17 protein-coding genes and 1 pseudogene are annotated in these 18,283 nt (G+C 70.8%); 9 read left to right on the forward strand and 9 right to left on the reverse strand.

Features of this window, described 5'->3' with window-relative positions; translation table 11 throughout:
* Window positions 1-412 precede the first annotated feature (412 nt).
* The 4 genes from AC16DP_RS00005 to AC16DP_RS00020 all read left to right on the forward strand — a co-directional run bounded on the left by AC16DP_RS00005 (window position 413) and on the right by AC16DP_RS00020 (window position 4,675).
* Window positions 413-1,678 (forward strand): (d)CMP kinase, encoded by a 1,266-nt coding sequence (locus tag AC16DP_RS00005; protein ID WP_329727543.1) that lies wholly within the window; start codon window positions 413-415, stop codon window positions 1,676-1,678.
* A 119-nt stretch (window positions 1,679-1,797) separates the two neighbouring features.
* Entirely contained in the window at window positions 1,798-2,217 is a 420-nt protein-coding gene (locus AC16DP_RS00010) for an MGMT family protein (protein ID WP_329727544.1), read from the forward strand.
* A 179-nt stretch (window positions 2,218-2,396) separates the two neighbouring features.
* Window positions 2,397-3,692: an amidohydrolase family protein gene (locus tag AC16DP_RS00015; RefSeq protein ID WP_329727545.1), complete on the forward strand. Its 1,296-nt coding sequence runs from the start codon at window positions 2,397-2,399 to the stop codon at window positions 3,690-3,692.
* A complete protein-coding gene (locus AC16DP_RS00020) occupies window positions 3,689-4,675 on the forward strand; it encodes a class I SAM-dependent rRNA methyltransferase (protein ID WP_329727546.1) in 987 nt (328 codons plus the stop codon). The genes AC16DP_RS00015 and AC16DP_RS00020 overlap by 4 nt, the downstream gene beginning before the upstream one ends.
* Here the strand turns inward: AC16DP_RS00020 and AC16DP_RS00025 are convergent, their stop codons facing one another.
* Both AC16DP_RS00025 and AC16DP_RS00030 read right to left on the reverse strand, forming a co-directional pair.
* On the reverse strand, window positions 4,676-8,488 hold the full coding sequence (locus AC16DP_RS00025; protein WP_329727547.1) for an ATP-binding protein: 3,813 nt from the start codon (window positions 8,486-8,488) through the stop codon (window positions 4,676-4,678).
* Between the two features lie 145 nt (window positions 8,489-8,633).
* Entirely contained in the window at window positions 8,634-8,975 is a 342-nt protein-coding gene (locus tag AC16DP_RS00030; protein ID WP_329727548.1) for a hypothetical protein, read from the reverse strand.
* A 289-nt stretch (window positions 8,976-9,264) separates the two neighbouring features.
* Here AC16DP_RS00030 and AC16DP_RS00035 point away from each other — a divergent pair, with 289 nt between their 5' ends.
* The 4 genes from AC16DP_RS00035 to AC16DP_RS00050 all read left to right on the forward strand — a co-directional run bounded on the left by AC16DP_RS00035 (window position 9,265) and on the right by AC16DP_RS00050 (window position 12,953).
* Window positions 9,265-10,134 (forward strand): oxidoreductase, encoded by an 870-nt coding sequence (locus tag AC16DP_RS00035; RefSeq protein WP_329727549.1) that lies wholly within the window; start codon window positions 9,265-9,267, stop codon window positions 10,132-10,134.
* Between the two features lie 99 nt (window positions 10,135-10,233).
* A complete protein-coding gene (locus AC16DP_RS00040) occupies window positions 10,234-11,418 on the forward strand; it encodes a serine/threonine protein kinase (RefSeq protein WP_329727550.1) in 1,185 nt (394 codons plus the stop codon).
* A gap of 1 nt (window position 11,419) precedes the next feature.
* Window positions 11,420-12,214, forward strand: a complete 795-nt coding sequence (gene truA / locus AC16DP_RS00045; RefSeq protein WP_329727551.1) for a tRNA pseudouridine(38-40) synthase TruA — start codon at window positions 11,420-11,422, stop codon at window positions 12,212-12,214.
* Between the two features lie 49 nt (window positions 12,215-12,263).
* Window positions 12,264-12,953, forward strand: a complete 690-nt coding sequence (locus tag AC16DP_RS00050) for a hypothetical protein (RefSeq protein ID WP_329727552.1) — start codon at window positions 12,264-12,266, stop codon at window positions 12,951-12,953.
* Between the two features lie 210 nt (window positions 12,954-13,163).
* Here the strand turns inward: AC16DP_RS00050 and AC16DP_RS00055 are convergent, their stop codons facing one another.
* The 7 genes and pseudogenes from AC16DP_RS00055 to AC16DP_RS00085 all read right to left on the reverse strand — a co-directional run bounded on the left by AC16DP_RS00055 (window position 13,164) and on the right by AC16DP_RS00085 (window position 17,232).
* The gene (locus tag AC16DP_RS00055) at window positions 13,164-13,922 is read right to left on the reverse strand and encodes a DUF5953 family protein (protein ID WP_329727553.1); all 759 of its coding nucleotides are present in this window, start codon (window positions 13,920-13,922) and stop codon (window positions 13,164-13,166) included.
* The gene (locus tag AC16DP_RS00060) at window positions 13,919-15,034 is read right to left on the reverse strand and encodes a DUF6310 domain-containing protein (RefSeq protein WP_329727554.1); all 1,116 of its coding nucleotides are present in this window, start codon (window positions 15,032-15,034) and stop codon (window positions 13,919-13,921) included. The genes AC16DP_RS00055 and AC16DP_RS00060 overlap by 4 nt, the downstream gene beginning before the upstream one ends.
* 14 nt (window positions 15,035-15,048) lie before the next feature.
* Window positions 15,049-15,282, reverse strand: a pseudogene (locus AC16DP_RS00065) (SMI1/KNR4 family protein); the annotation flags it as partial.
* Window positions 15,283-15,291: 9 nt separating this feature from the next.
* Complete coding sequence (locus AC16DP_RS00070) at window positions 15,292-15,642, reverse strand: DUF2019 domain-containing protein (protein WP_329727555.1); 351 nt, start codon at window positions 15,640-15,642, stop codon at window positions 15,292-15,294.
* Between the two features lie 52 nt (window positions 15,643-15,694).
* Window positions 15,695-15,907, reverse strand: a complete 213-nt coding sequence (locus AC16DP_RS00075; RefSeq protein WP_329727556.1) for a hypothetical protein — start codon at window positions 15,905-15,907, stop codon at window positions 15,695-15,697.
* Window positions 15,908-15,931: 24 nt separating this feature from the next.
* Window positions 15,932-16,300, reverse strand: a complete 369-nt coding sequence (locus tag AC16DP_RS00080; protein ID WP_329727557.1) for a translation initiation factor — start codon at window positions 16,298-16,300, stop codon at window positions 15,932-15,934.
* 29 nt (window positions 16,301-16,329) lie between these two features.
* Window positions 16,330-17,232, reverse strand: coding sequence for a GNAT family N-acetyltransferase (locus AC16DP_RS00085; RefSeq protein ID WP_329727558.1), 903 nt, complete (start codon window positions 17,230-17,232; stop codon window positions 16,330-16,332).
* An 80-nt stretch (window positions 17,233-17,312) separates the two neighbouring features.
* On the opposite strand from AC16DP_RS00085, the gene AC16DP_RS00090 reads away from it, so the two are divergent.
* The gene (locus AC16DP_RS00090) at window positions 17,313-18,200 is read left to right on the forward strand and encodes a hypothetical protein (protein WP_329727559.1); all 888 of its coding nucleotides are present in this window, start codon (window positions 17,313-17,315) and stop codon (window positions 18,198-18,200) included.
* Window positions 18,201-18,283: the final 83 nt, after the last annotated feature.

The raw sequence follows: 18,283 nt of genomic DNA on the forward strand, positions 1-18,283 counted from the left end.
AGGACGCCGGGAGCGGCGGAGGTTCAGCCTCAGCGGGAGTGGGGTCGGCCCCTCCTGCCTGGGACAGCAGCAACAGCACCAGCAGTGTGGAAGTCATCGGCGCCTCCAACAGCAGCCCCAGAGACTAGCCCGGATTATTCACCAGGGCCTGGTGGGGAGCCGCGAAGCAGCCATGCGCAGGGCCCGGGGGTACGATCTGGCTCGTTGCCCCTATCTGGCAGGTGAGTGGCGGTCAGGTTGGTAAAGGGGCGCGAAATCCGTGGGGGTTGGATGCCAAGGACTCGCGCGCAAGCACGGGACGCACCTCGGCCGTGTCGGCCAGGTGGCCGAAGCAGCAGAAGCGGGGCGTGCACCGCGCGTCAGCTCACTGGCGGCGGCCATGACAGCCTCACCCCGGCGCTGGAGGCCGGGATTGCCTGAGCAGCAGCGCCCCGCCATCGCTGGACGTGTCCGGCGCGTCGCTGCCCTCGTGGCCCGGGCGCTTCCCGCGGGCGAGCGGCTGCCGCGCTCACGTCTGCTCGATGTGGGATGCGGGGCGGGACGCTGGGCCTCCCGGTGGGTGGCGGCGGGGGCTCGCGAGGTGGTGGGGGTGGAGCCGGCACCTCCCATGGCGGCCGCAGCGGCCGCACTTGGCCTGGAGCGGTTCCGGCTGGTGCCCGGTCCCATCGAGGAGCATGTGCCGGAGGGAACCTTCGACGCGGTGCTGGCGAGCATGTCGTTGGATCATGTCGAGCACGTCGCCCCGGTCCTGGGCCGGTTGGCCCGGCACCTCACTTCCCATGGCCGGCTCATCGTGACCACGGAGCACCCACTGCGCACGGCTCCGGTGGATGGACCCCGTTGGGTGGAGGAGCCGGGCGGAGCGCGCTCCGCCCGGGTGCGTGACTACGACCAGGAAGGGTGGCGGGTGTTCCAGTGGTTCGGACACCCGTCGCCCGTGCGCGTGTACCACCGGACGATGGGCTCCTGGGTCCGGCTGTTGCGCGAGGCGGGGCTCGAGCTCATCGCCGTGCATGAGCCGGTGTCGGACCACCCGAGAGATGGGAGGAGTCCGCGCTTCTGGCTGCTCGTCGCGCAGAAACCAGGTTCCCGGCGCTCCCTGGTGACCGTGGATGGCGCGGCGGCGAGCGGGAAGACCTCGTTCGGCGCGAGGCTCGCCCAACGGCTGGAATGGATGCTGGTGGATTCCGGCCAGCTCCAGCGTGCGTTCGCCTGGAGAGGGCTCGCCCAATCGCACTCGCAGCCCGTCCAGGTTCGCTTCGACGAGGGCCGCGCGCGGTATTTCGTGGGCGCGCGAGAGGTGACGGACGAGCTGGGGAGTCACGCCGTGGCGCGGGCCTGCTCGGAGGTGGCCCGGAATCCCTCGGCGGCGGAGGAACTGGCCGCGATGCTCGGAGAGCTGACACGCGAGCGCTGTGTCGTCACCGGACGCGCCATGGGCCGCTTCCACGTGGACCCCGTGGCGCGTTTCTTCCTCTCGGCTCCCGCGGAGATACGCGCCGCCAGACGCGGTTGCTCCGTCGAGGAGATTGAAGAAAGGGATCGCCAGGACAGGGAGCGGGGCCGGCTGCTACCGCCGGACATCGATACCCTCCTGTTCGACACCGGTGCACACGCGCTCGAACCGCTCGTGGAGACGGCGCTGGCCGTCATCCGGCAACGGCTGGTGATGTCCTGACCGGGAGGTCTCCCGCCCGCCGACTTCACGTGTCGGGTCGGGTGCCCGACGGCGGACGTAGTACCGACTTCCCTGGACAGGTCCTCTGAGGTAGTACACGGCACCTGACTGGAGAAGACATGTCCACGACCGTTACCATCACCATGCAGGAGCGAAGGTTCTTCGAGCGCATCTACCAGGTCGCCGAGCAGGTGCCGCACGGCCAGGTGTCCACCTACGGGGACATCGCGATCATCGTCGGGGGCGGGTGCGATGCGCGCATCGTGGGGCTCGCCATGGGGGACCTGGGGCCGCGCGCGGCCAAGGTGCCCTGGCAGCGGATCATCAACCGCTCGGGAGGCATCAGCACGCAGGGGTACAACCAGCGCGAGCTGCTGGTGGCCGAGGGCGTCGAGTTCGACGACAAGGGCAAGGTGCTCCTGGACCGCTTCCGCTGGGCCGGGCCGAGCCAGGAGTGGGCCACGAAGCACGGCTTCACCCCGCTGCCCGCACGCAGCCCGGGCAAGGAGGAGGACAAGTCCCAGATGCGCCTGTTCTGAGCCTCCCGGGGGGCCGGGCTCACCCGGGTTCGGGGTCGGGGTTACTCCGGGTAACAGTCTCCGAACACCTCGGCGATCCACTGGCCCGCGCCCTGCGTATACTCGGCGCCTCTATGGAAGGCCGCCTGGTTCTCAAGAATTGCTCCATCTTCCGCGCCGACGGCCGTGGACGTGCCGGTATGGCCGTCGTCATCGAGGGCGGCCTCATCCGCCGGGTCGCTCCCGATGCCGAGGTCCCCGTGCTGCCCGGGGACTGGGAGGTCTCCTGCCGGGGCCGGCTGGTGATGCCCGGCCTGGTGGACTGCCATGCGCACCTGGTGGGGGACCTGATGGTGCCCACCTCGGGCGAGCTCCTGCTGCACCCGCCCCAGGTGCGCCTGGAGCACGAGCGGCGTCTGGCCGCCCAGCTCACCGCCTCGGAAGTGGAGGTCCTCTCCCTGTACGCCATGGCCCGTGCGCTGCGCTCGGGCATCACGCTGGTGGTGGACCACCTGTCGTGTCCGGGGGACGTGTCCGGGGGACTGGATGCCCAGGCGCGCGCGGCGGAGCAGCTCGGCCTGCGGCTGGTGGCGAGCCATGCCACCACCAGCCTCGAGGGCACCTCCGAGTCCCTGGCCCAGGCGGAGGCCAATGCCGACTTCGTGCGGCGCCGCGGCTCCCATCCGCTGGTGCGGGGCGCGCTCGGCTTCCATGCCTCGTGGACGTGCGCCAATCCCCTGTTGCAGCGGCTCAGCCGTCTGCGGGAGTCCTCGGGAGCGCCCGTCGTCTTCCACCTCTCCGAGGGGGACCACGACCTGGCCACCACCTGGGAGCAGCACTTCCAGCGGGTGGTGCCCCGGCTGGAGGCCTTCGGGCTGCTCGGGCCGCTGTCGGTGGCCGCGTACGCGCGCGCCGTGGACGACACCGAGTCCGTGCGCCTGGCGGAGACTGGCACCTGCGTGGCGCTCGGTCCCGGGTCGGCGCTCCTGGTGGAGCCCAGTGGCCGGGCCCTGGAGACGCTGCATGGACGCCAGAACCTGATGGGGCTGGGCAGCGCCGGACACGGCAACCTCTGGGACGCGGTCGCCGCCTCGCTCATCACGGCCCTGGGCGCCGCGCGCGGCTCTCGGCTGGTGGACCCCGATGGCGTGCTGGTGCAGCTCTTCGCGGATGGCCCGGCCGAGCTGTGCTCGCGCCTCTACGGCGTGCCCTCGGGCTCGGTGGAGGAGGGGCGGCTGGCGGACCTGGTGGTGTTCGACTGCGTGCCCGCGCTGGACCCCGACAGCGGACAGGCCCCGTTCCTCCTGGGCCAGCTCGGGCGCTCGCGGGTGGCGTGGAACATCGTGGATGGCCGCGTCACCGTGCGCGAGGGGCAGGTGCTCGGCATGGACGATGTGGGGCTGGCGCGCGAGGCGTCCCTCGTGCTCTCGCGGCTGTGGGCGCGCACCCGCATCCCGGAGTCGGCGGCCCACTTCTGGCCGGTGCGCCAGGGATGAGCCCGGGGACCGCTTCCCTGGTGGAGCTCCTCCGCCAGGCCCACGAGCGGCGCGCCCCGCTGCGCGAGGACCCGCGCACCACGGCCTTCCGGCTCGTCAACGGCGAGCCCGATGGTGTGCCGGACGTGACGGTGGACGTCTTCGAGTACCTCCACGTGGTGAGTCTCTACCGGGACTTCACCCCGGACGAGGAGCAGGCGCTGCTGGAGGGCGTGATGTCCGCGTGGGCGCCGCGCAGCGTGTACCTGAAGCGCCGGCCGAAGGAGGCGCGCCACCTGGCCAACGTGGCGAAGGAGCAGCTCGCCCCCGAGCAGGCCGAGCGCGGCGAGCCGGTGGAGTCGCTGGTGGCGCTGGAGAACGGGCTGCGCTTCCTCATCCGTCCGGGGCAGGGGCTGTCGGTGGGCCTCTACCTGGACATGCGGGACACGCGGGCGTGGCTGGCCGGAGAGGTGCGCGGCCTCACCGTGCTCAACCTCTTCTCGTACACCTGTGGCTTCGGCGTGGCGGCCACGGCGGGTGGGGCGAAGCGTGTCCTCAACATCGACGCGAGCCGCCGCGTGCTGGACTGGGGCGAGGAGAATGCCCGCCTCAACGGGCAGCCGGTGGAGCGGTACGACTACGTGGCCGGGGATGTCTTCGACTGGCTGGGCCGGCTGGCGCGCAAGGGGGAGACGTTCGACGTGGTGGTGGCGGATCCGCCCTCGTTCGCCACCACGCGCACCAGCCGCTTCTCCGCCGCGAGGGACTACGCGCAGCTGGCCGAGGCCGCCGCCCGGGTGGTGGCACCGGGAGGCCGGTTGGTGGCGTGCTGCAACCTCGCCACGCTGGAGCCGCGCCGCTTCGAGGCCATGGTGACGGAGGGCGTGTCCCGGGCGAAGCGCAAGGGCAGGGGGCTGCTGCCGCTGGGGCCCTCGCCGGTGGACTTTCCCGCGTCCGCCGCGCACCCGGCCGCCCTCAAGGTGCGGGTGCTGGAGCTGCCTTGATCAGGCCGTGGCCAGCCGTTTGAGCAGGGACTCCAGCACGTCGAGATCCAACGGCTTGACGAGGTGGGCATCGAAGCCCGCCTCCTTGGACTGCTGCCGGTCCGAGGCCTGGCCGTAGCCCGTCACGGCGATGAGCCGGATGCCCCGGGCCGCGTGCCGCTGGCGGAGCAGGCGCGCCAGCTCGTAGCCGTCCATGACGGGCAGCCCGATGTCCAGCAGGGCCACCTCGGGCTGGAACGTCTCCGCCATTTGCAGGGCGCTCGGGCCGTCATAGGCCACCCGGGTCTCGCACCCCAGGACCTCGAGCGACTCGGAGAGGATGTCGGCCGCGTCCCGGTTGTCGTCCACCACGAGCACGCGGCCGGGCACGGTGTTTCGCGCGGGCGGTGCCGGCTCCACCTGGACGGGGGCGGCCACGCTCTGCTCCTCCTCCACCCGTGGCAGCGGGAGCCGGACCGTGAACTCACTGCCGTGCCCCCGGCCCTCGCTGTGCACCTCCACACTGCCGCCATGGAGCGTGACCATGCTCCGGACGATGGCGAGCCCGAGCCCGAGTCCTCCCTGGGACCGGTCCAGGGCCTGGCTCTCCTGGACGAAGAGCTCGAACACCCGGGGCAGCGTCTCCGGATCGATGCCCGTGCCATTGTCGCGGACCCGGACGACGGCCTGGTGGCCCTCCCGCACGGCCTTCACCGAGATGCGGCCGCCGGGCTCGGTGTACTTCGCGGCGTTCGTCAGCAGGTTGGAGAACACCTGGGCGAGCCGCGTTGGATCCGCGTCCAGGCGCAGGCCTCGCGGGGGCACGTCCACCGTCAGCGTGTGCTCGCGCTGTTCGATCAACGGGCTGGCCTGCTCGAGGGCCTTGGCCACCACCGTGGACAGCTCGAGCTTCTCCCGCTTGAGCTCCACCTTGCCCCGTGTCACGCGCGACACGTCCAGCAGGTCATCCACCAGCCGCACCAGGTGCTTGACCTGCCGCTCGATGAGGGTGCGCTCCCGCTCCATCTCCGCGCCGCCGCGCAGCTGCATCAGCTGCAGCGCCGTCAGGATGGGGGCCAGGGGATTGCGCAGCTCATGGCCGAGCATCGCGAGGAACTCGTCCTTGGCGCGGTTGGCCGACTCCGCTCCCCGCCGGGCGAGCGCCAGCTCCGTCACGTCGAAGGCCACGGCCACGATGCCCTCCACCTGGCCCGCCTCGTCGAGCATCGGCTGATAGACGAAGTCGAAGAAGCACTCCTCCAGCACACCGGCCGTGCCCCGGTTGAGCATCATGCGCACGGACCTGCCGATGTACGGCTCGCCCGACGTGAACACCGTGTCCAACAGCTCGTAGACGCCCTGGTTGGCCAGCTCCGGAAGGGCCTCGCGCACGCTCCGGCCCAGCACCGGGCGCGTGGAGAACAGCTGGAGGTAGCTCGCGTTCAGGAAGTCGAACACGTGCTCGCGGCCCCGCAGGATCGCGATTCCCACCGGGGCATGCTGGAAGACGCGGGCGAGCCGCCGGTGGTGCGCCTGCTCCACGGTGCGCAGCCGGGCCCGCGCGAGCTGGGACTCGACGCGCGCCACCAGCTCCCGGGCCGAGAACGGCTTCACCAGGTAGTCATTGGCCCCCGCCCGGAGTCCCTCGACATGCGCCTCCTCGCCGGCGCGTGCCGACAGGACGATGACGGGCACGTTCCGCGTGTGCTCGTGGGCGCGCAGCTCCCGCAGGAGCCCGAAGCCATCCAGGCCCGGCATCATCACGTCCGTGAGCACCAGGTCCGGCGGCCGCGTGCGTGCGGCCTCGAGCGCGGCCACGCCGTCCGGGGCCGTCTCCACCTGCCAGCGCTCGGCGAGCAGCCGGCCCACGTACTCGCGCATGTCCGCGTTGTCGTCGGCGAGCAGGATGCGGGCCCCGGCCACGATGTCCATCACCGGGTGGACCGGCGCGCTCAGCCGCGAGGGCTCCACGGCGGGCACCTCGGGCGCGCCGGGCAGCCAGCGCAGTGCCTCGTTCACATAGGGCGCGGCCCCGAGCGCCGTGGACTCCCGCGTGCGGCCGGCGGCCACCCGCTCCTTCGGCAGGTGCGCCGTTCCGGCCGGGATGCGGACGGTGAACGCCGTGCCCTGGCCGGCCGTGCTCGTGGCGGTGATGGTGCCCCCGTGCATGCGCACCAGCTCGTGCACCAGCGCCAGGCCGATGCCGGAGCCCTCGTGCGTGCGCGAGCGCGCCCCCTGCACGCGGTGGAACCGCTCGAAGAGGTAGGGCAGCTCGCTCTCGGGGATGCCGGTGCCCGTGTCGCGCACCTGGAGCTCGGCGCCATCGCCCACCCACCGCTGCGAGACGTGGATGGCGCCCTCGAACGTGAACTTCAGCGCGTTGGAGAGCAGGTTCAGGACGATCTTCTCCCACATGTCCTGATCCACGTGGAGCGGCTCGGGGAGGGGAGGGCAGTGGACCTCGAAGGAGAGCCCCGCGCGCTCGATGGCCGAGCGGAAGGCGCTCGCGAGGCCGGCCGTCAGCTCCGCCAGGTCCACCGGGGTGTACACGGCCTGGACGCGGCCGGCCTCGAGGCGCGCGAAGTCCAGCAGCGAGTTGACGAGCTTCAACAACCGCAGCGCGTTGCGGTGGACGGTCTCCAGGTTCTCGCCGGTGAGCGCTCGCGAGGGGGAGGCGAGCGCGTCCTCCGTGGGCCCGAGCATCAGCGTCAGCGGGGTGCGGAACTCGTGGCTGACGTTGCTGAAGAAGGCCGTCTTCGCGCGATCGATCTCCGCCAGCGCCTCGGCGCGCTGGCGCTCCTCCTCGTAGGCGCGCGCGTTGGCGATCGCCGTCACCACCTGATCCGCCGTCAGCCGGAAGAGGCCCAGGTAGTGGTCATCCAGCACGCGCCGGGGACTGACGCCGGAGACCAGGAAGCCGTACGGGTGGGGCTGGCCGGGCCGCGACAGGGGGAAGACCACCGCCCGCTCGGAGGGAATCCCCCAGCGGCCTCCCGGCATGGGACCGAAGCGCTCCGAGAGGTCGTCGACGAGGGCCTCGCGTCCGGCGCGGGCCGCCTCGGCGAACGGCCACCCCGCGGTGTCGCGGGCGTTGGCGTCGAAGGGCACGTGGGTGGGCTTGCCCGGGCCCTCGTAGCGGTCCAGCCCGGTGGTGCTCACGAGCCGGAGCTCCCGGGCGTCCTCGCTCAGCAGATAGAGGAGGGAGAAGGGCAGGTCGGCGTCGTTCTCCGCGAGGATGCCCGCGGCCGTGCGGCAGGCCTGCTCCGCGGACTTCGCCTCGGCGGCCCGTGCGGCCAGCTCGCCCAACATCCGCAGCTGGCGGTTGTCCCGCTCCTGCCCGGTCGTCTCCTGCACCGTGACGAGCACGCCGCCCACCTGGCCTCCCTCGGCGGGGACGGGGCTGTACGAGAACGTGTGGTAGGTCTCCTCGGGGAACCCGCGCCGGTTGATGAGGAGCAGGAAGGACTCGTTCCACGTCGCCGGGGCCCCGTCGAGCACGCCCCGGGCCATGGGCCCGATGACGTCCCAGATCTCGCTCCACACCTGTACGGCGGGAGCGCCCAGGGAGGCGGGGTGCTTCTCTCCGAGGATGGGCCGGTAGCCGTCGTTGTAGATTTGAATGAGGTCCGGTCCCCACCAGAGGAGCATGGGGAAGCGGTTGCGGAGCACGACGCCCACCATCGTCTTGAGGCTGGTGGGCCAGCCGGACACGGGGCCCAGGGGCGTCTTGGACCAGTCCAGCGAGCGCACCAGCGCGCCCAGCTCACCGCCCTCCGCGAGACAGCTTTCCTGGGTGCCGGAGACGCCGGGCGCGGAGGGGTCGTTCTTGTGCATTCCAGGTCTCGATCGCGAGGGCGGTTCGGGCTTGTAGCGAGGGAGACCCGGTTTCGCCGGGCACGTCCCTCACACCAGGCCGCTCGCTGTCCCGGGGAGCCACCTGCCTGGCGACTGTCTCCAGGCGGGTGGCTCGGGGTGCTGCCTACCTGCCTCGGCCCGGCACCTTGCTGGACAGGTCCGGGAACACCTTGCGCCACTCGGGAATGTCGTCCTGGGCGGCCGAAGCCGACGAGGCATTGCCCTGCGTGGCGTGGGATCCCCGGGCGGGCGGCGGCGGGGGCGGCGCGCTCTGCGCCTTCGGGTTCCGGCCGCCCGTCCGGGTGGATTCCTGGAACTGCTCCGTCCCGACCATGCGCCGGAGCGCACCCGCGGACCGGCCCAGGTTCTCCAACACCTTCGTCACGTCCTTCAACTGGGCGGTGCTGTCCTTCAGCCTTCGGTCCAGCAGCTCAAAGGGATGTGCGCCCCCTTCAGCGTTCTTCATGAGAATGGTCTTCCTCTCCAGCTACGTGATTCCCCCAACGTGCTTGTAAATCCGCGCGGGCGCAACAGTTCCGTGCGTCCGCGGGGGGCCGGGGGGAGGAGCGGAGGTTGGAGCGTCAATCAGGACACGGCAGGGGCCTGCTGGACGGCCCCCGGGTTGCCTGTCCGCCGGGTGGGGATGTCTGTCATTGTCCGGCTTGACTCCTGACCCTAGGTCATTTAATAAGTGACTCATGGTCAGCGAGCGGCTGGCCGGAACCTTTCGTCCTCGCGGAATCCAGGAGGCAGTCATGTCGAACCAGGCCTTGTCGAAGTCGGTCCTCATCACCGGGTGCTCCACGGGCATCGGGCGAGCCACGGCGTTGCGGCTGGTGCGGGCCGGGTGGAAGGTGTACGCGACGGCGCGGAGCGTGGAGAAGCTGGGGGAGCTGGAGGCGGCGGGCTGCCGCACGCTGGCGCTGGACGTGACGGACGAGGCGTCCATGGTGGCGGCGGTGCGCCAGGTGGAGCGGGAGGACGGGGCGGTGGGGGTGCTCATCAACAACGCGGGCTACAGCCAGTCGGGGGCGCTGGAGACGGTGGAGCTCGGGGACGTGCGCCGGCAGTTCGAGACGAACGTGTTCGGGCTGCTGCGGCTCACGCAGCTGGTGCTGCCGGGCATGCGGCGGCAGGGCTGGGGGAAGGTGGTGAACATCGGCTCCATGGGCGGCAAGCTGACGTTCCCCGGGGGCGGGGCGTACCACGCGACGAAGTACGCGGTGGAGGCGCTCAGTGATGCGCTGCGCTTCGAGGTGAAGGGCTTCGGGGTGGACGTGGTGCTGGTGCAGCCGGGGCTCATCCGCACCGAGTTCAGCCAGACGGCGGTGGGCGGCATGAGCGCCAGCCTGGAGAAGGCGGACGGGCCCTACGCGGGCTTCAACTCGGCGGTGGCGCGGTCCACCCAGGAGGCCTACGTGAAGGGGCCGCTGGCGAAGCTGGGCGGCGAGGCGGAGGACGTGGCGCGGGTCATCCAGCGCGCTGTGGAGGCCCGCCGGCCCCGCGCGCGCTACACCGTCACCGCCTCGGCGAAGGTGATGCTGGCGCAGCGGGCGATGATGCCGGACGGCATGTGGGACGCCTTCCTGCGTACGCAGTTCCCCCAGCCCGGCGCGAGGAGCTGACCCCCGGGGCGGCGCAGCGGCCACGGCGGCCCTTTCCGGGGGCCGGGCCGCGTTGAACTTGGCCAGAAGGGCCTCGGGGGCGCTATCGTGGTGGCACTGATGTCCACCGCCGCCCCCCGCGCCCCCGTGCCGTTCGGCCAGTACAAGCTCATCGATCGCCTCGCCGTGGGCGGCATGGCGGAGCTGTTCCTCGCGCAGCAGTCCGGCCCGGACGGCTTCGAGAAGCCCGTCGTCATCAAGCGCATCCGCCCGCACCTGTCGCGGCAGTCGCCCTTCGTGCGCATGTTCCTCAACGAGGCGCGGCTGGCCGCCCAGCTCAACCACCCCAACATCGTGCAGATCCACGACCTGGGGAAGGTGGGGGACAGCTACTACATCGGCATGGAGTACCTCTTCGGCCGGGACATGCGGCGGGTGGTGCCCAAGGCCGAGTCGCTGGGGATTCCCTTCCCCATGGTGTACGCGCTGAAGATCGCCTCGTCCGTGTGCGAGGGCCTGTACTACGCGCACCAGAAGGTGGACCTGTACGGGGCGCCGCTGAACATCGTCCACCGGGACGTGACGCCGGAGAACATCTTCGTGTGCTTCGACGGCACGGTGAAGGTGCTGGACTTCGGCATCGCCAAGGCGGCCAACCGGGCGGAGCAGACGCGCGCCGGAGAGCTGCGCGGCAAGCTCAGCTACCTCAGCCCCGAGCAGTGCCTGGGCAAGCCGTTGGATCACCGCAGCGACATCTTCTCGCTGGGCTCCGTGCTCTACGAGTGGCTCACCGGCTTCAAGCTCTTCACCGGCGAGTCGGACGTGTCCGTGATGCGCAGCATCGTGGATGGGAAGGTGTACGCGCCCTCGTACTTCCGGGCGGACATCCCCGAGCCCGTGGAGGCCATCCTCATGAAGGCCCTGGAGCGCGACCGGGACAAGCGCTACCCCACGGCCTGGCACTTCCAGCAGGATCTGGACCGCTTCCTCAACACGTACGACTTCACCCCCTCGAGCCTTCACCTCTCCAACTTCCTCAAGCAGCTCTTCCTGGACGAGCTGGAGGAGGAGCAGCAGCGGCTCAAGCCCCAGCGGCCGGCGCCGTTCTCCGCGCCCGCGCCCACCACGCAGCCGGAGCTGGAGTCCGTGCTCCCCGTGGAGGAGCCGTCGGGCGGCGAGCGCATCGTCGCGGTGCCCGTGACGGCCGCGCAGCTCGAGTCGCTGGAGGCCCTGGCGCGCAAGCACGGCGTCCCCGTGGGCAAGATGGTGGGGGAGCTCCTCTCGGTCTGGCTCAAGTACCGCTGACATGCCCCGCCTGAAGCTGACCCTCGAATACGACGGCACCCGGTACGTGGGCTGGCAGGTGCAGCCCAACGGCGTCTCCATCCAGTCCCAGCTCGTCCAGGCGCTCGAGAAGCTGCTCGGCGAGCGGGTAGAGGTGGAGGTGGCCGGCCGCACGGACGCGGGCGTGCATGCCACGGGGCAGGTGGTGTGCTTCGACACGCCGCGTGCGCTGCCGCTCAAGGCGTACTGGAAGGGGCTCAACGGCCTGCTGCCCGAGGACATCGCCGTGGTCCGGGCCGAGGAGGTGCCCCCCGAGTTCGACCCGCGCCGCTGGTCCCACGGCAAGCGCTACCGGTACCGGGTGAGCAACAGGCCCTCGCGCTCGCCGCTGCGCCGCTTCACGCACTGGGAGGTGTTCTCCCCCCTGGACGTGGAGGCGCTGCGGCGCGGTGCGGCACACCTGTTGGGGCGGCATGATTACTCCGCGTTCCGGGCCGCGGACTGCCAGGCGGCCCATGCCGTGCGCGAGGTGCGCCGGGTGGACATCCAGGGTACGTCCGGCGACGAGCTGTCCGTCACCGTCGAGGGCACCGCCTTCCTCAAGCACATGGTGCGCAACCTCGTGGGCACCCTGGTGGAGGTGGGCAAGGGGCGCCGTCCCGACACGTGGGTGGCCGAGGTGCTCGCCTCGAGAGAGCGCAAGCGGGCGGGTCCCACGGCGCCGGCCCATGGGCTGGTGCTGGAGGAGGTCTTCTATGGAGATGGCCCGCCTCCTCGGACCCCGGGCGGCACGGCGGACGGCGAAGACGCGGAGTGAGGACTCCGAGTGCGTGCCGGGGCCGGGGTTGCGCTAGGCTGCCGTTCCCGTGAGCACTCAGAAGAAGAGCGTCCTCGATCCGCTGCGCGTCCGCGTCCGCCGTATCCAGTTCACCGTGGGGCTCGGCTTCCTCGCGTTGGTGATGGGCACCGCGCTGACGCTGTCGCTCTCGCTGCGGCTGTCCGACAGCATCGGAGCGCTGCCGTCCTGGCTCATTGATTTCTTGTTGGCTCCGGTGCTGCGGCACCTGTGGGTGCTCGCCGTGCTGCCGGTGCTCTGTTACGGCGCCGCCCGGATCATCGAGCTGAAGCCATGGGCCACGGCGCTGGGGGCCGCGGCGACGGGCCTGTGCTTCACGCTCGCCATCGAGTTCACGAGCAAGGGAATCGATGGGTGGCTGGCGGCGGGAGGACTGTCGCTGGTGTTGGAGCTGGGGGTGGTGGCGGGGGGCGTGGTGCTCAGCCAGCGGGCGGTGGTCCGGGGCCGGGCCGACGCGGGCAAGCAGGAGACGAAGGCCCAGCAGCAGGCGAGTGAGCGCAAGGAGGAGTACGCCGAGTTCCTCCGGGAGGCGGAGCTGGCGGGAGAGAAGAGCGCCCAGCGGGAGGCCGCGAAGCCCGAGGGGCAGGGGGCTCCCGTGCAGTCGCTGCCGTTGCCGGAGCAGCCCGCGGCGCCGGCCGCTGCCTCCGAGGAGACGTCCGAGCAGAAGCCCCCGGGCGAGCCGAAGGCTCCCGCCGCCTGAGCGCGCCCCTCCCGGCAAGGAGTGGTTACCCCGGGGATACCGGCTGGGCATGGACCCCTGGGCCTGCTTCCGCGACGTGCCGCCCAAGCTCGGTGACACCCGCTTCCCCGCCTCCCGCCTCGCGGAGCTCCTCCCCGAGTCGTGGGCCCAGCAGCAGGCTCAGCAGCGATCCCCGGCTCCGAGGTCTCCTCGGGCCGGGGTTTTTCTTCCTCACGCCTCCGAACGCCCACCAATCTCCGGGAAGCGCGCATAGGCTCGCTTGAGGGCCTCGAGGTGCTCGGGCTTGTCCAAGTCGAGCGGCGCCGCGGTGAGACTCACAACCCATCCCCCCGACGCCGTTCGCCTGGCGCGCGACAGCAGCTCCGCGTCGCGCGAGGGGTCCGGGAAGCCGATGGCCTCCGCGGCCACCGCCGACCAGTAGTTGATCCACCCCAGGTACCGGGGCACCTTGGGCGAGCGGATGTTCCACGGGAGCTTGAGCATTGGCAGCCCAAGCGGCGGCCCGTCAGGATTCCCGGACTTCGGCCCTACTTGCGCTGCGATGACCTGCCTCACCGGCCCGGGGGCCACGGTCCCCCACCTGGCACGCACTCCTTCCGCGACGTTCTCCAGCATATCCACTGCCGCCACGACAACGGGCTCGTCATGGGGGAGCTTCGCATGGACGATAAGCAACGGCTCGCCCCCCGGACTCGCAATCGCACTCTCTCGCTGCCCATCCACCAACACCGGGTAGCTCTCGTCCCCATTGCACAACAACCCAAACCCACCGTCCGCGGCCGACTCCGCCAGCCACGCCGCGCGCTGACGAAGCGCGACGGGCCGCCCCGCGTCGGAGACCCGCCACGCCAGGCGCAAGCCGGGGAGAGCCCGCTCCATCCCTTCAATAGCCGCGAGCGGCCTCCCGTCGTCGCTCGTGAGCGCTGGCGCGAAGACATGCAGATGGAGGCGAGCCCGAGTAGTCATCATTTGCACCCTGTGACGACGATATCAAAGCTGTCGTCCTCATCCAGCAGAGCGGCTTTGTGCGCCTCGCTGATCACCCCCACTTTGAAGGTATACCCACAGGCCAGAGCAATCGCGCGGTACTCCCTGAACTCCTCAACCTCCTTCTTGACCGTGATCCCCTTGAGGAAGTCGCTGTACCCGTCGAAGTACTCGACCTTGATTTCCCACAGCACCCGTACTCCCACCTGAAGCGCGTCGAAGCTCTTGCCATCGACCTCTGCATCCTTCCCGGGCCAGCGGTTGGGCGGATACCCGTCGGCGCACGTGTTGTGCGCCTTGTTGCCTCCCTTATGCGGCACCGGAAGGGCCTCGCACTTGCGCTCGCGTTCCCTGTCGGTGGGCTCGGGGGCCGGCCCTGGCGGCCAGTTCTCGCCGGTGGGCTTGGGCTTGGGAGCCCGCTTCTTCTTGAGCTCCGGCGGAGCGGGCTTCGTCTCTGTCACCGGCCGTGTCTCCGGTACGGGCCGTGTCTCCGGCACCGGTCGTGTCTCCGGTACGGGCAGCGTCGGCGGCGGACGCACCTGGGGACGGCCCCGCTTCTCGTACGCCTCCAGCGCCTCGGAGATCGCGAACCCCACCACCACCACGCCCACGACGACCACCGCGCCCACTGCCAGCTCGGGCGCCGCGAGGACACAGAGCCCGATGCCCAAGGCCCCGGCGCCCGCTGAGGCGACAGAGCACCGTCCCGTGGGGTCCCTGAACCGCACCCGCTCCTGGTCGAGCGCGTAGAAGCACCGCTCCACCAGGTCGGCCCATGGCTGGCCCGCCTCAACGACGCACCGGCCCCCGTCCGTCCAGGGCAGCTTCGCCGCCCGCCGGAGGTGGGTGACCACCAGGTCCTCGCGCGGCACCTCGGCCGCCACCTGGGCACCACCCCCACGGCGCCAGCTGCGCCTGCCGGTGAGCGTCCCTCCCATGGGGTAGCTCGTCGCGCACGCCGCCTGCAGCCCGAGCACCACCAGCACCAAAGCACGCGAGACAATCCAGGGCCTGCCGCGCGAACTCCGCCGGACCTCGAGCTGCGTTCCGCCGCCCTCCCCCACCGCAGGACCTGGGTGCTTCTTTTTCACCATGGCATTGGCCTTTCCATGGCCACCCGTGCCCGGACGATCTTGGACAGGGGAAGGATGCGGTAGGGAGTGTCCGGCAACCGCTCAATCAGCTCCGCCCCGTTGCAGTGCAGATAGAAGGCCCAGAGGTCTGGGTCCAGCCGCCAGCCCACCCGCTGTTCGAACTCCTCGAGCTCCTCGGGCGTAGCGGGTGGATACGGGAAGTGATCGCGGGAGACCTCTTCGAGCAGGCTGCTCAGGGTCATGGCCATTGTCGTGAGCTATTCCGGGTCGAGGGTCCAGGTACCTTCCTCCCATCGTTTCAGGGTCATGATCGCTCCGATAGCGGCGACTCCTCCTTCCTTCGCTGCTACTTCCAGGACAGCCTTGGCTTCTGCCGTCCGGTAGCGCAGCAGGAATGCTGCCGCCATGGCTCGAACATCTGTGCGTGGGTGTTTCAACAGCACCGAGAGGGCATCCCGCCCGGCGTTGCCCTGTGCTCGTAACTCCTGCAGCGCGGCCGTGTAGCGTTTCGCGTGTTTGTTCCCCGTTCTGGCATCGCCTCGCCGAATGGCATCGGTCTGGGCGGCCACGTTCTGGGCGAACTGCTCGACGAGTTCCTCCAACTTCATTACCAGAATCCCTTCGGATGGGAACTCCTCGTGGCCCTTGCCGCTCTCGGGCTCAGAGCTGTGCCAGGAGGCTCGCGACGAAGAAGGCCAGCAGGAAGGCCGCGCCGACGGAGAAGCCCCACAGCAGGGACAGGCGCCCCTGGCGGGCCAGGCTGGGCGTACGCAGCAGCCAGGGGCCCACGATGAAGGAGAGCGGCCAGTAGTAGATGCTGAAGGCGTAGAGCACCGGCGTGACGCCCACGAACAGCCCCGTCGAGCCGGTCATGGGGCCTCACGGGCCAGGGACGGTTCAGCCATGTACCACGCGCTGTGCGCCCCTGCGCAGCAGGAGGTCCGGCAGCTTGAAGCGGTGATCTCCTCGCAGCACCAGCCGCTCACCCTCCACCGCGCCCGTACAGGCCAGTCCCCGCTGCAAGGCCTGGAGCCACTCCTGCAACCCCGCGGCGGGCAGGCCCAGCCCCTCCACCACCGTCACCTCCTGGCCCGCTCGGTCCGTCTCGAGCCGCACCACCACGCGCTCGGGTCCTCCCGGGGGCGGGGTGTCGGGGAAGTCCTCCCGGCGCAGCTGGGGCTTCGTGGAGGGCAGCGTGTCTCGCAGCGCCCCGAGCCGGGCGAACGGGTTGTTGAAGCCCTTCTCCTTCGGATCCTGCTTCGCCATGTCACCTCCCGCGTGCGGGCTCCAACGTGTCAGGTGGGCAGCTCGAGTGTCCGGGATGCGCCCACGTGCCGGAATCCGAGGCGCTCATATACCCGCCGTGCCGGGTTGCCGTCGCTCACGACGAGGCTCAGGGCCGGCAGCTCCGCCCGGGTCGCGAGCCACAGTGCACGGCGCAACAGCGCGGCGCCAGCCCCGGCATATCGGGGCGCGGGATGCCGGTACACCTCGATCACCCACGGGCCTCCATGGGGAGGCGTCCCGTCACGCAGGGTGACGAGACAGACCCCAACGACCTTGTCCCCATCCAGCGCGAGCCCGCTGCACGGCAGGAGCGGACCCAGCACCTTCCCCGCGAGAATCCCGGCGACCTCCTGCCGTGCCTCAGTGGGGGTCCATCCAAAGCAGTCCGGGTGCCCGGGCGGATAGGCCACGAGCAACAGCCGCGCCAGCTCCTCGGCGGTCCGCTCGACCCCTGTCAGACGGAGGCCCGCCGGTACTTCGGGGGCGCTCCATGCGGAGGGCGCGGGAGCGGCCCGCAGGTCACGGGAGTACCCGTGCGCGTGCCGCAGGATCCGGGCGCCTCGGCCGATGAGCTCCGTGCCCAGGGCCTCATCCTCCGTGGAGAGGACCCAGCCGCGCAGGGTGGAGCACAGCACGTCGGCACACCGGGCCGCGTCCACATGCGGCATGCGCCAGGCGAGGTCCGCCCAGGGCCGCCCCTCTCGGGTGGTGGGCGTATGCGCGAGGACGATGTTCCCCCTGTCGTCCCGCACGGGCTCACGGGGGAGCCCCGCGTGCGCCCAGGGATCTCCGGGCTCCGTCATGCCGTCCGTGCCCGGGGTGACAGAGGCCAGAGGACGGCCCGAGCCCTCGCTGTGCTCGGCTCCCTTCTCTCGTGGCCCGCCGCTCTCCGGTTGTGTCTGTCTTGTCATACGAGCCCCCGCCGAGCGTCATCACAACCACGCGAATCGTGCTCCGTCCACTTTGACGGTTCAATCCACAGGGGGCTTGTGTGTCGAGAGGACGTATCTATTACGGCTTGGGTGTCTTCTTCGGGTTGGTGCTCCTGTCCTGGGTGTTCTTCCTGCTGTCCTTCCTCCGCCGGGCCCGCTTCTTCCACCCCACGGGGGTGGTCTACACGGCCACGGCGTATCCGGCTCCCGGACTCGCGTCCGTGGTGGGCATGGAGGCTGCCGAGCGTCTGTCCGGCTGCGCCCTCGTCCGCTTCTCGGGAGGTATCTTCAAGCAGCATGGCACGGCCGTGAGGACGGACTCGCTCGGGCTCGGCGTGCGCTTCCACGGCAAGCCCGGGCCGTGCGCCACCAATGAGCGGGGCGGGCAGGATCTCTTCCTCGTCTCCTTCCACTCCTTCGGAGCGATCGCCCACGACATCAAGGCCACCAACCCCGGGGATTATCTGGCCAACACCTACTGGGCCATCACGCCCTATGAGGTGAAGGGGTTCGGCCAGGTCTCGCTGCGCATCACCGCTTCCGGCTCGGGCGCCCCGGGCTCGTCGCGGGACGAGCGGCTCGAGGACGCGGTCCAGGCGGGCACGGCCAGTCTGCGGCTCGAGATGGCTCCGTGGGGGACGAACGACTACCAGCCGCTCGCGGATGTCCGGCTCGAGAGCCGGGTGGAGCTGGAGGACGAGCTGCGGCTCACCCCGCATGCCGCGGGGTGTGGGCTGCGTCCGATCGGCTTCCTGCAGGGACTGCGGGTGTTCCCCTATGCCGCCAGCCACCTGGCGCGGCGGCTCCGCCCCGAGACTCCGAGGAGGGCGCTACGGCCTGGCACCCGGCTCACCCTCCCGGACTCCGGGGCGAGCCATCGCACGAACGTGAACGTCCCACCTGCCTTCTCGTCCCGGAACGAGGCTCGGGAACGAGGGGTGGGTTGAGCTTCGTTGCCCGCTGCCCGCCGGGTCCATAGCTTTTCAGGGCGGGCAGGCAGGGCGCCGGAGCGGGTTCCGTCGAGGGGGCG

This window comes from Archangium sp. (genome assembly GCF_057119385.1).